Source organism: Pantoea phytobeneficialis (genome assembly GCF_009728735.1).
Taxonomy (GTDB): Bacteria; Pseudomonadota; Gammaproteobacteria; order Enterobacterales; family Enterobacteriaceae; genus Pantoea; species Pantoea phytobeneficialis.
The window spans coordinates 1445291-1459731 of sequence record NZ_CP024636.1 but is presented as its reverse complement, the minus strand read 5'-3'; the positions used below and the strand labels follow the sequence as shown (position 1 = coordinate 1459731).

At 54.8% G+C, this 14441-nt stretch carries 14 protein-coding genes; 10 read left to right on the top strand and 4 right to left on the bottom strand.

The genetic code is table 11. From position 1 onward, the window contains the following. Positions 1-103: 103 nt before the first annotated feature. Together clpA and clpS are read right to left on the bottom strand one after the other, a co-directional pair. Positions 104-2380 carry an ATP-dependent Clp protease ATP-binding subunit ClpA gene (clpA, locus tag CTZ24_RS06710; RefSeq protein ID WP_021182587.1) on the bottom strand — a complete coding sequence of 759 codons (2277 nt, stop codon included), beginning with the start codon at positions 2378-2380 and terminating at the stop codon, positions 104-106. 55 nt (positions 2381-2435) lie between these two features. Further along, complete coding sequence (gene clpS, locus CTZ24_RS06705) at positions 2436-2756, bottom strand: ATP-dependent Clp protease adapter ClpS (protein WP_021182586.1); 321 nt, start codon at positions 2754-2756, stop codon at positions 2436-2438. 323 nt (positions 2757-3079) lie between these two features. Between clpS and cspD the strand changes: the two genes are divergently transcribed. Further along, complete coding sequence (gene cspD / locus CTZ24_RS06700) at positions 3080-3301, top strand: cold shock-like protein CspD (protein ID WP_013508492.1); 222 nt, start codon at positions 3080-3082, stop codon at positions 3299-3301. A 114-nt stretch (positions 3302-3415) separates the two neighbouring features. Here cspD and CTZ24_RS06695 read toward each other — a convergent pair whose 3' ends face one another. Next, positions 3416-5056, bottom strand: coding sequence for an ATP-dependent nuclease (locus CTZ24_RS06695; RefSeq protein WP_208725116.1), 1641 nt, complete (start codon positions 5054-5056; stop codon positions 3416-3418). A 137-nt stretch (positions 5057-5193) separates the two neighbouring features. Between CTZ24_RS06695 and CTZ24_RS06690 the strand changes: the two genes are divergently transcribed. The 3 genes from CTZ24_RS06690 (at position 5194) to ltaE (ending at position 8980) form a co-directional block, all read left to right on the top strand. Continuing rightward, positions 5194-6093, top strand: a complete 900-nt coding sequence (locus CTZ24_RS06690; protein WP_208725508.1) for a LysO family transporter — start codon at positions 5194-5196, stop codon at positions 6091-6093. Positions 6094-6186: 93 nt separating this feature from the next. Beyond that, positions 6187-7908 (top strand): ubiquinone-dependent pyruvate dehydrogenase, encoded by a 1722-nt coding sequence (gene poxB, locus CTZ24_RS06685; protein ID WP_208725115.1) that lies wholly within the window; start codon positions 6187-6189, stop codon positions 7906-7908. A 67-nt stretch (positions 7909-7975) separates the two neighbouring features. Continuing rightward, on the top strand, positions 7976-8980 hold the full coding sequence (ltaE, locus tag CTZ24_RS06680) for a low-specificity L-threonine aldolase (RefSeq protein WP_208725114.1): 1005 nt from the start codon (positions 7976-7978) through the stop codon (positions 8978-8980). A gap of 2 nt (positions 8981-8982) precedes the next feature. On the opposite strand, the gene CTZ24_RS06675 is transcribed toward ltaE, so the two are convergent. Further along, complete coding sequence (locus CTZ24_RS06675; RefSeq protein ID WP_437180273.1) at positions 8983-9816, bottom strand: N-acetylmuramoyl-L-alanine amidase; 834 nt, start codon at positions 9814-9816, stop codon at positions 8983-8985. An 83-nt stretch (positions 9817-9899) separates the two neighbouring features. On the opposite strand from CTZ24_RS06675, the gene CTZ24_RS06670 reads away from it, so the two are divergent. The 6 genes from CTZ24_RS06670 (at position 9900) to artJ (CTZ24_RS06645) (ending at position 14363) form a co-directional block, all read left to right on the top strand. Continuing rightward, entirely contained in the window at positions 9900-10436 is a 537-nt protein-coding gene (locus tag CTZ24_RS06670; RefSeq protein ID WP_036624578.1) for a lipoprotein, read from the top strand. A gap of 206 nt (positions 10437-10642) precedes the next feature. After that, positions 10643-11371, top strand: a complete 729-nt coding sequence (artP, locus tag CTZ24_RS06665; RefSeq protein WP_208725113.1) for an arginine ABC transporter ATP-binding protein ArtP — start codon at positions 10643-10645, stop codon at positions 11369-11371. 15 nt (positions 11372-11386) lie between these two features. Beyond that, positions 11387-12118, top strand: a complete 732-nt coding sequence (artJ, locus tag CTZ24_RS06660) for an arginine ABC transporter substrate-binding protein (protein ID WP_021182578.1) — start codon at positions 11387-11389, stop codon at positions 12116-12118. Between the two features lie 6 nt (positions 12119-12124). Next, positions 12125-12838 (top strand): arginine ABC transporter permease ArtQ, encoded by a 714-nt coding sequence (artQ, locus tag CTZ24_RS06655; RefSeq protein WP_208725112.1) that lies wholly within the window; start codon positions 12125-12127, stop codon positions 12836-12838. 1 nt (position 12839) lies between these two features. After that, positions 12840-13508, top strand: a complete 669-nt coding sequence (artM, locus tag CTZ24_RS06650; protein ID WP_208725111.1) for an arginine ABC transporter permease ArtM — start codon at positions 12840-12842, stop codon at positions 13506-13508. Positions 13509-13631: 123 nt separating this feature from the next. Then, a complete protein-coding gene (artJ, locus tag CTZ24_RS06645; protein WP_208725110.1) occupies positions 13632-14363 on the top strand; it encodes an arginine ABC transporter substrate-binding protein in 732 nt (243 codons plus the stop codon). Positions 14364-14441: the final 78 nt, after the last annotated feature.

Here is a 14441-nt window from a genome sequence, read left to right as displayed (position 1 = left end):
TGATTTGCGCGATAAATCGCGCCACTACGAGTCAATGCAGGCATATAAAAAAGCCCCCCTGATGCAATGCACCAGAGGGGCTTTTGACCTGTAAGGCTTTTAATTAATGCACGGTACCTTCGGTTTTGCGTTTTTCCGCACTCAGGAAGTGATACGTCAGCTGGTTTTTCTCTTTATCCAGCGCGACGGAGACTGAGCCACCATCTACCAGTGAACCGAACAACAGTTCGTTGGCGAGCGGTTTTTTCAGGTTTTCCTGCACGGTACGCGCCATTGGACGTGCACCCATTGCTTTGTCGTAACCTTTTTCAGCCAGCCAGTCACGCGCATCATCGCTAACTTCCAGCGACACGCCTTTCGCATCCAGCTGAGCCTGAAGCTCAACAATAAATTTATCCACCACCTGATGAATCACCTCAGTCGACAGGTGACGGAACCAGATAATGTTGTCGAGACGGTTACGGAACTCCGGCGTAAAGATCTTTTTGATCTCTTCCATCGCGTCAGTGCTGTTGTCCTGCTGAATCAGACCAATCGATTTACGCTCGGTTTCACGAACCCCGGCGTTGGTGGTCATCACCAGCACCACGTTACGGAAATCGGCTTTGCGACCGTTGTTATCCGTCAACATGCCGTTGTCCATCACCTGCAACAACAGGTTGAACACATCCGGATGCGCTTTCTCGATTTCATCCAGCAACACCACGGCGTGTGGATGTTTGATCACCGCATCGGTGAGCAAGCCACCCTGGTCAAAACCGACATAGCCCGGAGGCGCACCAATCAGACGGCTGACGGTATGACGCTCCATATATTCCGACATATCGAAACGCAGCAGCTCAATGCCCAGCGCTTTCGCCAGCTGCACCGTCACCTCGGTTTTACCTACCCCGGTCGGACCGGCAAACAGGAAGGAACCCACCGGTTTACGTTCCTGGCCAAGACCCGCACGGCTCATCTTGATGGCTTCAGTCAGTGCCTCGATGGCATTATCCTGACCAAATACCAGCATTTTCAGACGATCGCCGAGGTTTTTCAGCGTATCGCGATCGGTTGCCGAGACGCTTTGTTCCGGAATACGCGCAATACGCGCAACCACCGTCTCAATATCCGAGACATTGACCGTTTTTTTACGTTTGCTGGCTGGTACCAGGCGCGCACGCGCACCCGCTTCATCGATCACGTCGATTGCCTTATCAGGCAGATGACGATCGTTGATGTATTTCACCGCCAGCTCCACCGCCGCACGGACCGCTTTGGCGGTATAGCGAACATCGTGGTGCGCTTCGTATTTCGGTTTCAGACCGTTAAGGATTTGCACCGTTTCTTCAACCGACGGTTCAGTGATGTCGATTTTCTGGAAACGACGCGCCAACGCCCGATCTTTCTCAAAAATGTTACTGAATTCCTGATAGGTGGTTGACCCCATCACGCGAATTTTACCGCTGGAAAGCAACGGCTTGATCAGGTTCGCTGCATCCACCTGACCACCCGATGCCGCTCCCGCACCAATGATGGTGTGGATTTCATCGATGAACAGAATGCTGCTGTTGTCCTGCTCCAGCTGCTTCAGCAGCGCTTTGAAACGTTTTTCAAAGTCACCACGATACTTGGTGCCCGCCAGCAGCGAACCGATGTCCAGTGAATAGATGGTGCAATCTTTCATCACTTCCGGCACATCACCCTGCACAATCCGCCAGGCAAGGCCTTCCGCAATCGCGGTTTTACCGACACCGGATTCCCCCACCAGCAGCGGGTTGTTTTTACGGCGACGGCACAATACCTGAATAGCCCGTTCCAGCTCTTTCTCGCGGCCGATCAGCGGGTCTATCCCACCGACTCGAGCAAGCTGATTAAGATTGGTGGTGAAGTTTTCCATACGTTCCTCCCCGCCTGCTTGCTCTTCGTTAACCGGATTTTCCGCATTCTGTGCCTGGCCAGGCTCGTCTTTACGCGTACCGTGGGAGATAAAGTTCACCACATCGAGGCGGCTCACTTCGTGTTTACGCAGCAGATAAGCCGCTTGCGACTCCTGCTCGCTGAAAATGGCGACCAGCACATTGGCACCCGATACTTCGCTGCGCCCGGATGACTGGACATGGAAAACCGCACGTTGCAGCACGCGCTGGAAGCTGAGCGTCGGTTGCGTATCGCGCTCTTCTTCACTGGCAGGCAACACCGGTGTGGTTTGTTCGATGAAGGCTTCGAGTTCCTGTCGCAGAGCCACGATATCCACCGTACAGGCTTCCAGTGCCTCTCTGGCCGACGGGTTGCTGAGCAGAGCCAGCAACAGATGCTCGACGGTCATAAACTCATGACGGTGCTCACGCGCTCTGGCGAAAGCCATGTTTAAACTGAGTTCCAGTTCTTGATTGAGCATTAGGCACCTCCCCCAATTATCGCTCTGACGACCTTTCCCCTATATGGAGACGGTTTCAGGCTTTTTCCAGCGTACACAGCAACGGATGTTCATTATCTCGTGCGTAATTGTTCACCTGGGCAACTTTGGTTTCCGCCACTTCCGCAGTAAATACACCACAGATCGCCTTTCCCTGGTAGTGAACTTTCAACATCAGCTGCGTTGCACGTTCAACATCATAAGAAAAGAACTTTTGCAGAACGTCAATAACAAATTCCATAGGTGTATAATCGTCATTATTCAGAATGACTTTATACATTGAAGGCGGCTTTAACCCTTCGCGTACTTTGTCTTCGGCCAGATGTTCAAAATTAAGCCAGTCGTTTGTGTTTGCCATAATGTTCCGTCGAAATTCTGCGTTACGGTTGTGCGCATTTCTGCGCTCACACCTAAAGTTTAACATGTCTGTCAAGCCATTTTCCCATTACTAAAAAAGGGCCCTGAAAGCACATGCGCGACCTGTATCACAAAATTTGCAATAGCGTTAACTGCCTCAAATTTTGATGAATTTCCCCCTGCGCGCCCGGGTCGTTTGCTTGACGATAAGGACCGTTTCTCTACATTCTACTTACACAAGCTGAGTGAGTTTTGAACAAGCTCGACTCACAGCTTCAATGACCTCACCTACTTATCAAAATGTCTTGCGAGGGAAGTAAAAGCATGGAGACGGGTACTGTTAAATGGTTCAACAACGCCAAAGGCTTCGGCTTTATCTGTCCGATTGGCGGCGGCGACGATATCTTCGCACACTACTCCACGATCCAGATGGAGGGATACAGAACGCTGAAAGCCGGCCAGCAGGTTCAGTTTGATGTCCATGAAGGGCCAAAAGGCAATCACGCCAGCCTGATTGTGCCGGTGGAGACATCGGTGCCGGTATAAACCTGCGCCACTTCATCCATTCTGACCACTCCCGAAAAAAAATGCCAGCCAGTGATGCTGGCATTTTTCTTTTGAGAATTTTACGTCCTCTTCCGACAAGATTTCGCCGTGAAATCAATCGGCCTTGCCATGTGCCAACCAAATTACCCGTGAAAACAAGTTATCCAGCAGGGACGGAATCGACGCCGGTCCACGTTCGGCAGCAGCCATCGCGACAGCAATCGCCAGCTCCGGCTTAGAACTATGATGAATCGCTTTAGTGATAATACGCCGGGCGTTCATCGGTACGTTTAACGGCAGGTGCGCTGTCTGATGATAAATGTCACTAAACCCATGCTTATAAAAGAAGTTCTCGATATCCAGCGCCGGTAGCATCGTCAGGTGATCGGCATCATGTTCATGCGCTTGTAACTGGCTGCGCGTGGTAGCCGCATATTTCTTCCCGGCATCATCGCCGTCGGTCAACACATGCCAGGCTATCCCCATACGGCGGGCAAATTTCAGCAATGGTTTCAGGCCGGACTGGGCAAACTCAATCACCTTCACCCCTTCCGCGGCAAAGTGATAACCGCTCTGGCGTGCCAGTTCATTAATAATCCACACCTCCGTCTCTCCCTCCACCAGCAGCCAGCAGCGCGCAAACAGGGCCGATGGGCGATTGACGCGAATATGGAAACCAATCCGACGACTCTCCTCGGCGCTCAGCCCCTCAGGGCCGATGCGCCAGGCCGCAACCCGTGTCGGTTCACGTACCAGACGACAAACACTCTCCAGCGGTACCTGAGACAACAATTCACCTGAATTGGTGGTAGCGATTTTTTGCACTGGCATCAGATCCAGCAGGTTCCACGCCACCGCCAGCATAATGGGATGGAGGCGGGTTTCCGGGTCCTCAACCAGTAACATGGGGCGAGCGCCGACCGGTAGCGCAGCGTTGCCGTGCGCCTGGATCAACAGCGAAAACATGCGTAACAGAATGACCTGGCGGCTGCGCGATTCAGTACCCGCAATCAGATGATTGAGCTTATCCAGAGAACGCCAACCCTCTCCCCCGTTTCGGGCTTCCGGCGATACCCTGGCCATGTTGCCCCCCGGATGCTGGACCAAAAAGTAATGCTCCAGCAATTGCTGCATCGTATGCAGCCCCTGGCGCAGCAGTTCATCGCTCAGCATTTGTGGTCGCGAAACCAGATCACGCGTCAGTTTATCAACTTCCAGCGCCAGCTCGCTCAGGGTACTGGCACGTTGCACCGGATCAGTCTCCACCTGACGCGCCCGACGGCTAAAGCGGGCATCGCGCACGCGCAACACCGGGTAAAAGGTTCTTAAGTGGACCAGCGCCTGCGCCGTCCCGTCCAGCAGTAATACATCGCCGCGCGCATCAATAAAGCGATGGGTGGTTTTCACCTGATGCTCCTGCCGCTTACCGCGTGCGCTGAAGCAGAGGTAACGTCCGTCACCATCACGTTGCCAAAACGGCTCCAGTACCGGCTCTTCATCGTGGTTTTCGCCGCGAAAACGGAATACCAGCTGTAACTGGTGAGTGCGCGCCTCAAGATCGCCTGGCGGGAAGTGGAAGTCGTTTTCGGTGAAGAGATAGGATTCGGTAGCGGGAGCCAGCAACAGCGTCAACGCATCCAGCAGACTCGATTTCCCCCAGGCATTTTCGCCAATCAACAGATTGGTCGCAGTCAACGACAATGAGAGTCGGTTTATCCCGCGAAAACCATATATATCGATATGTTCCAGAATCATCGCAGCATCCATCCTGTTCTTTGCCTGAGCATGGTCTGCCTTGTGGCGTTGGTCAAGCCGTCTCACCGGGGAAAGGTTTACACTTCAGATATTTTTCGTTAGCGTGACGCCTCATTTTTTCAGGGACGAATCACATGATGTATACCGGATTGATCATTATCCTGCTGCCACTGATCCTCGGCTGGTTGTTGCCACAGCAAAGCCCACGTCTGTTGAAAATCGCCAATCGCTCGTTGGGACACATTGTTTACCTGATCCTGTTTTTTATGGGCATCAGCCTGGCGTTTCTCGACAATCTTGGTAGCAATCTGCTGACGATCTTCCATACCGCGCTCATCAGCATGTTGTGTATCCTTGCCTGCTCGCTGGGAGTGCTGTGGCTGCTGGAAAAACGTTATCCGTGGCAGCATAACCATCGCCCGCAAACATTGCCCTCACGCTGGCATATGGCGCTGGAATCGGTGAAATTGTGTGCCACTGTTGCCGCGGGATTTCTGCTGGGATTGACCCATGCGTCCCCCCTGCGTCACGCTGCCACCGCCAGCGAATACGCGTTGATCCTGATGCTTTTCCTGGTCGGCATTCAGTTGCGCGGCAGCGGCATGACATTACGGCAGATTATGTTGAATCGCCGTGGCCTGTTGGTGGCGGGGGTATCGCTGGTCAGCGCCCTGTGTGGCGGTGCTCTGGCTGCTACGTTACTGGGTTTGCCGCTAAAAACCGGGTTGGCACTGGCGAGCGGATTTGGCTGGTACTCCCTCTCCGGCATTCTGATGACCGAAGCCTTCGGCCCGGTGATGGGCAGTGCAGCGTTCTTCAATGACCTGCTACGCGAATTATTCGCCATCATGCTAATCCCCCTGCTGGTCACACGCCATCGCTGCACGGCGTTGGGGTTGAGCGGTGCCACCTCAATGGATTTCACCCTCCCCATCTTGCAGCGCGCAGGGGGGATGGAGATTGTCCCGGCGGCCATTGTGCACGGCTTTATCATGAGCCTGCTGGCGCCGATTCTGATCGCCCTGTTCTCCGCCTGACCCGATTACGCGCAGCGCATTTTTTCACGGCTGCGCGGTTATCCCATCGTCTACGCTTCAGACTGACCTCATTTTCCCGGAAAGGAGTGTTTGATGAAGCAAACTGTTGCAGCGCTGCTGGCGAAAACCTTGGAAAACGCAGGTGTGAAACGCATCTGGGGCGTAACTGGCGATTCATTGAATGGGCTAAATGACAGCCTCAACCGCATGGGCACCATCCAGTGGATGCCCACCCGACATGAGGAAGTCGCTGCTTTTGCCGCCGGTGCCGAAGCGCAAATCAGTGGGCAACTGGCGGTGTGTGCCGGTTCCTGCGGGCCGGGCAATCTTCACCTGATCAATGGCCTGTTTGATTGCCATCGCAATCATGTCCCGGTGCTGGCCATTGCCGCGCACATCCCATCCAGTGAAATCGGCAGTGGCTATTTTCAGGAAACCCACCCCCAGGAGTTGTTCCGCGAATGCAGCCACTATTGCGAGCTGGTGTCCAACCCGGAGCAGCTGCCGCAGGTGCTGGGCATCGCGATGCGTAAAGCCATCCTCAATCGTGGCGTTTCGGTGGTGGTATTACCCGGTGATGTGGCACTGAAAGCAGCCCCAGAAGGTGCACGCGCCGATTGGTATCCGCCACAATTGCCGCAGGTGGTGCCGTCCGCCAGTGAAATCGCCCGACTGGCGTTGACGCTGAATGGCGCAAAAAATATTACCCTGCTGTGCGGCAGCGGTTGCGCCGGTGCGCATGCTGAAGTGGTAAAGCTGGCGGAGGCGCTGAAAGCACCGGTGGTACACGCGATGCGTGGCAAAGAACATATCGAGTACGACAATCCTTATGATGTTGGCATGACCGGTCTGATCGGTTTTTCTTCCGGTTTTCACGCCATGATGAACGCCGACACGTTGGTGCTGCTGGGTACGCAATTCCCCTACCGTCCCTTCTACCCGGCAGAAGCCAACATCATTCAGATTGATATCAATCCCGCCAGTCTCGGCGCGCATAGCCATGTGGATATGGCGTTGGTGGGCGATATCAAAGCCACCCTGCTGGCATTGCAGCCACAGCTCACCAGCAAAAGCGATCGTCAGCACCTTGACAACGCATTGGAACACTATGCCGATGCCCGCAAAGGGCTGGACGAGCTGGCAACCGCCAATGATAAACAGGCAATCCATCCTCAATATCTGGCGCAGCAAATCAGCCATTTTGCCGCTGATGATGCCATCTTTACCTGCGATGTCGGCACCCCCACGGTTTGGGCTGCACGTTATCTGAAAATGAACGGTAAACGGCGGCTGCTCGGCTCGTTTAATCACGGTTCGATGGCTAACGCAATGCCCCAGGCATTAGGCGCACAGGCGCTCAACCGCGACCGTCAGGTGGTGGCGCTGTGTGGCGATGGCGGATTCAGCATGCTGATGGGCGATTTTATTTCCGTGGCACAACTGAAGCTGCCGGTAAAGCTGGTGATCTTCAACAATAGCGTGCTGGGGTTTGTGGCGATGGAGATGAAAGCCGGAGGCTATCTCACCGATGGCACCGAACTGGAAAATCCTGACTTTGCGGCCATCGCCACCGCCTGTGGCATCAAAGGGATTCGGGTAGAGCAAGCCTCGGCGCTCGACAGCGCGCTGGAGGAAGCATTCGCCCATGATGGTCCGGTGCTGCTGGATGTGATTACCGCCAAAGAAGAGTTGGCTATCCCACCACAAATCAAACTGGAACAGGCCAAAGGCTTCAGTTTGTATATGCTGCGCGCGATTCTGAATGGTCGTGGCGATGAAGTTGTGGAGCTGGCGAAAACCAACTGGCTGAGGTAAAACGGTTTCAGCAAACCAAAAAATCGTATGCGGGCGCTCAGCCCGCTTTTTCTTTCAGGAGAGCGACGTGATCGATTTACGCAGTGATACCGTAACCCGCCCGAGTTCCGCCATGTTGGACGCCATGATGGCGGCTGAAACCGGCGATGATGTTTATCGTGACGATCCTACCGTCAATGCACTGGAAGCCGAAGCTGCACGTCTGAGCGGCAAAGAAGCCGCGTTATTTTTTCCTACCGGAACACAAGCGAATCTCGTGGCGCTATTGAGCCACTGCCAGCGCGGTGAAGAGTATATCGTTGGACAGCAGGCGCATAACTACAAATACGAAGCCGGTGGTGCGGCAGTGCTGGGCAGCATTCAGCCTCAACCGATTCTGGCGGCTGAAGACGGTACCTTGCCGCTGGCCGATGTCGCTGCCGCTATTAAGCCGGACGATATCCACTTTGCCCGCACCCGGCTGCTTAGCCTGGAAAACACCCATCACGGCAAAGTGCTACCACTCGCGTATTTGGAGCAAGCGTGGCAATTCACCCGTGAACATAAGCTGGCGTTGCATATTGACGGCGCGCGTATCTTCAACGCGGTGGTGGCGCAAAACACCACGCTGGAAAAGATAGCCTGTTACTGCGACACCCTGACCATCTGCCTGTCCAAAGGGCTTGGCACCCCAGTGGGATCGCTGCTGTGTGGTGATGCTGCGTATATTGAACAGGCTCGCCGCTGGCGCAAAATGACCGGCGGCGGGATGCGTCAGGCCGGAATTCTGGCGGCCGCAGGCCTGTATGCGCTGCAACATAACGTGGCGCGTTTGCAGGACGACCATGACAACGCGGCCTGGCTGGGCGAGCAGTTGCAAGCGCTGGGCGTGACGGTGGTAAGCCAGCAAACCAATATGTTATTTGTACAGGTCCCACCGCAGCAGGTTGAAGGGTTAAAAGCGTGGCTGAAGGCGCGTGACGTGTTGATTAGCGTCGGCCCGGTAACGCGTATTGTTACCCATCTGGATGTCAGCCGTGACGATCTGGCACAACTGGTCTCTCACTGGCAGGCCTTTCTGCAACAGGCATAACCTCAGGCAGCACCATATTTCGCCAGTAACGCGCGGGCAATTGCCAGCGTCTCTGCATCCGCCAGGCCACGGTAATCCCGCGGCCTGAAATGCATCTGAAATGCCGCAATCACCTTACGCTGCATCGCAGGCGTGGTGGCAGACGTGACGTCATAACCGTAGCGCTGTAACACATCCAATAATGCTTGTTGATCAACCAACGCATCGGCGGCCTGATCGCCAAGGTAACGCTGTACCGTGGCTGTATCGGGCCAGGCCCCAATCCCCTGCTGCGCCAGTTGCTGCCACGGAAACAGTGGACCAGGATCCTGTTTGCGCTGCGGCGCGATATCGCTGTGCCCCACCACATTTTCCGGCGAAATACCGTAACGCTTGGTGATGTCTTTGACTAAGGCTTCCAGCGCCGCGATTTGTGCCGTGCTGAACGGCTGCCAACGCAATCCGACCAGCGTGCGTTGATAGCCGCTGTTTACCAGTTCAATGCCAATCGAGGTGTCGTTGATACGCGTCGCGCCGCGCCAGAAACTCGGTCCGGCGTGCCAGGCCAATTGACTTTCGGGCACCAGTTGCCAGATCACCCCTTTTCCTCTGCGCTGTTCGGGTTGCGCCGGAATCAGGTAATGCGCGCTGACTTCACGATCGGTCAAGGTCGCCAGCGAGGAAGGAAGATCTTCGGCGGTGTAGTGGATCACCACCACCTTAATGCGTGGCCGCGCGCCTTGCGCCGGGTGGGAGGTATCGACCCAATAGCCGTGGCGTGCTTCAATCGCCGACTGACACCCGCTCAGGATCAGCATCGCCAGCAGCAACCCACCACGCATCAGCCACATCAACATCCTCTCCCCCGTCTGGCACCGAAACCAACGCTATACTTTATGCTAATTATGCCGCTTTGCCAGTGAACAATAAGGAAATCGAGATGAGAAACAATGCTTTTGCGCTAGTTGTTCCCGTAGCGGTGCTGCTCAGCGCCTGTACCACCGTTGAGCCCGTGATAAAGGATAATGGTCCACGTATGGCGTCGTGTGTCGAAGGCGGCCCGGATAGCGTGGCGCAGCAATTCTACGATTTACGCGTCAGCCAACCCACCCAGGGCCTGCCAGATAATGCGCTGCTGGCGAAATATCGTCCCTACCTGAGCGACCGGTTGTATCAGAAGCTGGTGCAGTCAAACGGGTTGAGCAATAAACCTGCCGACTGGCGCAGTGGTGACCTGTTCTCCAGCCTGGCGCAAGGCCCCACCTCTGCTGAGGTAGCCAGCGCCTCCTCCATCCCCAACCGGGATGCCCGCAATATCCCGCTGCGTGTTGACCTGACGCGAGGCGATAAGAAGTGGCAGGACGAAGTACTGATGATCCACGAAGGCAGCTGTTGGGTAGTGGATGATGTGCGTTACGTTGGCAACTGGCCGCATCCGGGTGGTGGCTCGCTGAGCCAGTTGCTGGAGGAGCGTTAATCACCTGAATCACGCCGCGACCATATCCACCCTGAGCGTAGCGGCGCGATTTATCGCGCTTTTTGTCTGCCACACCGCGATGTCGAGATATTGTGCTACGCTTTTTACCTTTAACTGCTGTTTAATAAATTTTAACCCACCTCAATTGCATAACTATTCTGGTGACGTTAAGATTCGCGGCATCAATTGCTATTCATTTATTGCGCATGAGTATTCAACTAACCGGCATTAACTGTTTTTACGGTGCCCACCAGGCGCTGTTCGATATCAACCTGGCCTGCCCACAGGGCGAGACGCTGGTGTTGCTCGGTCCGAGCGGCGCGGGGAAAAGTTCACTCCTGCGCGTGCTGAATCTGCTGGAGCAGCCGCGTTCTGGCAGTTTGCAGATCGCCGGCAATCATTTCGACTTCAGTAAGACTCCGTCTGACAGCGCGATTCGAGAATTGCGTCAGAACGTGGGTATGGTGTTCCAACAATACAACTTGTGGCCGCATCTGACGGTGCTGCAAAACCTGATCGAAGCGCCCTGCCGCGTGCTGGGTTTAAGCAAGGATCAGGCCCGTGCGCGCGCCGAAAAACTGCTGGATCGTCTGCGTCTGACCCCTTATGCCGAGCGTTTTCCCTTGCACCTTTCCGGTGGCCAGCAACAACGCGTGGCGATTGCACGCGCCCTGATGATGGAACCCCAGGTGCTATTGTTCGATGAGCCGACCGCCGCACTCGACCCGGAAATCACCGCGCAGATCGTCAGCATTATCAATGAGCTGGCGCAGACCAGGATTACCCAGGTGATCGTCACCCATGAAGTGGAAGTCGCACGTAAGACCGCCAGCCGTGTGGTGTACATGGAAAATGGCCACATTGTGGAACAGGGCGACGCCAGCCACTTTACACAGCCGCAAACCGACGCGTTTGCTCACTATCTTTCGCACTAAGTCAGGATGTCTCTAATGAAAAAAGTCGTACTTGCTGCACTGCTTGCTGGTTTGAGTCTGAGCGCTTCCGCTGCGCAGACCCTGCGTTTCGCGACCGAGGCCTCTTATCCTCCGTTTGAATTCGTCGATTCTGACAATAAAATTCAGGGCTTTGATGTCGATTTGGCCAATGCCTTGTGTAAAGAGATTGATGCCACCTGTACCTTCACCAATCAGGCCTTTGACAGCCTGATCCCGAGCCTGAAATTCCGCCGTTTCGACGCGGTGATGGCTGGTATGGACATCACGCCAGAGCGTGAAAAGCAGGTGCTGTTCACCAAACCTTACTACGACAACTCGGCGCTGTTTATCGCGCAGAAAGGCAAAGTGGCGGATGTCGCGGCGCTGAAAGGCAAGCGTGTCGGCGTGCAGAACGGCACTACCCATCAGAAATACCTGTCTGATAAGCACAGCGACATCACCGTGGTGCCGTATGACAGCTACCAGAACGCCATCCTCGACCTGAAAAATGGCCGCATCGATGCCGTCTTCGGTGACACTGCGGTGGTCAACGAGTGGCTGAAGCAAAACCCGAACCTGGCCGCGCTGGGTGATAAAGTGACCGACAAAGCCTACTTCGGCACCGGTCTTGGCATCGCGGTGCGCATGGGTAACACCGAGTTGCAGGAAAAATTCAACGCCGCGCTGGATAAAGTCAAAGCCGACGGTACTTACAAAACCATCTACAACAAATGGTTTCAGCAGTAATTTCTGATGAATGAAATGATTCCACTCGCAAGCGCCGCCGGTATGACCGTCGGCCTTGCCGTTTGTGCATTGATCGCCGGCCTTGTGCTGGCGATGATTTTTGCTGGCTGGGAATCGGTGCGCTGGCAGCCGTTGGCCTGGGTTGGCACCGGTTTGGTGACGCTGATTCGCGGTCTGCCGGAAATCCTCGTGGTGCTGTTTATCTACTTCGGTGCCTCGCAATTGTTGCTGACACTGTCGGATGGCTTCCATATCAACCTTGGTCTGTTCAGCATTCCGGTGCAGGTACAGATTGAGAACTTCGATGTCAGCCCATTCCTGTGCGGCGTGATTGCGCTGGCGATGCTTTACTCGGCTTACGCATCACAAACCCTGCGCGGCGCGTTAAAAGCGGTGCCAGTGGGTCAGTGGGAATCCGGTCAGGCGCTGGGGATGAAGAAGTCAGCGATTTTCTTCCGCCTGATCATGCCGCAGATGTGGCGTCACGCATTACCCGGCCTGGGTAACCAGTGGCTGGTGCTGCTGAAGGATACCGCGCTGGTGTCGCTGATTAGCGTTAACGATCTGATGTTGCAAACCAAAAGCATCGCTACCCGTACGCAGGAGCCCTTTACCTGGTATCTGGTGGCCGCGGCCATCTATCTGATTATCACGCTGTTCAGTCAGGCGGTGCTGCGCCGTATTGAATCGCGCACCACGCGTTTTGAGCGGGGAGCCTGATATGCTGCAATATTTACCCGAACTGCTGAAAGGTCTGCATACCAGCCTGACGTTGACCGTCGCTTCACTGATCGCCGCGTTGGTGTTGTCGCTGCTGTTCACCGTAGTGCTGGCGCTGAAAGTGCCGGTGGTGAATTCCCTCGTCAAAGGCTACATCACGGTGTTCACCGGTACGCCGCTGCTGGTGCAGATCTTCCTGATTTACTACGGCCCCGGCCAGTTCCCCAGCATCCAGAACATTCCCTGGCTGTGGCATTTGCTGTCGCAGCCGTGGCTGTGCGCCCTGCTGGCGCTGTCGCTCAACAGCGCAGCCTACACTACGCAATTGTTTTACGGCGCGGTACGTGCCATTCCTTCCGGTCAGTGGCAATCCTGTGCTGCCCTCGGGATGAATCGTAAAGACACGCTGCGAATTCTGCTGCCGTATGCGTTTAAACGTGCGCTGTCGTCTTACTCCAATGAAGTGGTGCTGGTGTTCAAAAGTACCTCTCTGGCCTATACCATCACGCTGATGGAGGTAATGGGTCACGGTCAATTGCTGTATGGCCGCACCTATGATGTCACGGTGTTCGCCGCCGCCGGTTTGGTGTATCTGTGCGTCAATGGTTTGCTGACATTGATGATGCGCCTGATTGAACGACGCGCGCTGGCATTTGAGCGTAGAAATTAATATCCAGGCGGGTTTTCCCGCCTTTTTTCATTATTTATACAACATTCTTGCATAATAATGCATTCAATGGCATCTTGTAACGCGTTCGCCTCCGGGCGTAAATGATCTACAGGAGCCTCAAAAATGAAAAAATGGATCGTTGCTGCTGCACTGGCAACTCTGGCAATGAATGCCTTTGCGGCGGAGAAAATCCGCTTCGCCTCTTCCGCGACTTATCCTCCATTTGAATCTCTGGACCGTGAAAATCAAATCGTTGGCTTTGATATCGATCTGGCAAAAGCGTTATGCCAACAAATGAAGGCCGAATGTACCTTCACCAACAACGCATTTGACAGCCTGATCCCCTCTCTGAAATTCCGCCGCTATGACGCCATCATCTCCGGTATGGATATCACCGCCGATCGCAGCAAACAGGTGGATTTCACCCAACCCTATTATGCCAACTCGGCTGTCGTCATTGCGCGTAAAGGCCAGTTCAGTGATTTCGCCCAGTTGAAGGGCAAACGGATTGGTATGGAAAACGGCACCACCCATCAGAAGTACCTGCTGGAGCAGCATCCGGAAGTGGTCGCGGTGGCGTATGACAGTTACCAGAACGCCATTCTCGACCTGAAAAATGGCCGTCTGGATGGCGTATTCGGTGATACCGCCGTGGTAAATCAGTGGCTGAAAACCAATGCTGATCTGGCCCCGGTTGGCGCGCATGTGACGGATGCCAGTTATTTTGGCACCGGGCTGGGCATTGCGGTACGTAAAGGTAATACCGAACTACGCGATCAGCTGAATGGCGCGCTGGCGGCAATCAAAGCCAACGGTACGTATCAGCAACTCAATCAGAAGTGGTTCCCCGAATAATAGCTATGGGGTCGGCGCGGTGTGATGCCTGACAGGTTCTGCACTGTCCTCGGTTCAGGATGAGCACGGCGTCGCCCC

Coding starts and splice junctions, on each gene's coding strand:
- CTZ24_RS06675 (WP_437180273.1), bottom strand. CDS start 9,816: ATGTTGATGTGGCTGATGCGTGGTGGGTTGCTGCTGGCGATGCTGATC.
- artJ (WP_021182578.1), top strand. CDS start 11,387: ATGAAAAAAGTCGTACTTGCTGCACTGCTTGCTGGTTTGAGTCTGAGC.
- clpA (WP_021182587.1), bottom strand. CDS start 2,380: ATGCTCAATCAAGAACTGGAACTCAGTTTAAACATGGCTTTCGCCAGA.
- artM (WP_208725111.1), top strand. CDS start 12,840: ATGCTGCAATATTTACCCGAACTGCTGAAAGGTCTGCATACCAGCCTG.
- CTZ24_RS06670 (WP_036624578.1), top strand. CDS start 9,900: ATGAGAAACAATGCTTTTGCGCTAGTTGTTCCCGTAGCGGTGCTGCTC.
- artQ (WP_208725112.1), top strand. CDS start 12,125: ATGAATGAAATGATTCCACTCGCAAGCGCCGCCGGTATGACCGTCGGC.
- clpS (WP_021182586.1), bottom strand. CDS start 2,756: ATGGCAAACACAAACGACTGGCTTAATTTTGAACATCTGGCCGAAGAC.
- poxB (WP_208725115.1), top strand. CDS start 6,187: ATGAAGCAAACTGTTGCAGCGCTGCTGGCGAAAACCTTGGAAAACGCA.
- CTZ24_RS06695 (WP_208725116.1), bottom strand. CDS start 5,056: ATGATTCTGGAACATATCGATATATATGGTTTTCGCGGGATAAACCGA.
- cspD (WP_013508492.1), top strand. CDS start 3,080: ATGGAGACGGGTACTGTTAAATGGTTCAACAACGCCAAAGGCTTCGGC.
- CTZ24_RS06690 (WP_208725508.1), top strand. CDS start 5,194: ATGTATACCGGATTGATCATTATCCTGCTGCCACTGATCCTCGGCTGG.
- artP (WP_208725113.1), top strand. CDS start 10,643: ATGAGTATTCAACTAACCGGCATTAACTGTTTTTACGGTGCCCACCAG.
- artJ (WP_208725110.1), top strand. CDS start 13,632: ATGAAAAAATGGATCGTTGCTGCTGCACTGGCAACTCTGGCAATGAAT.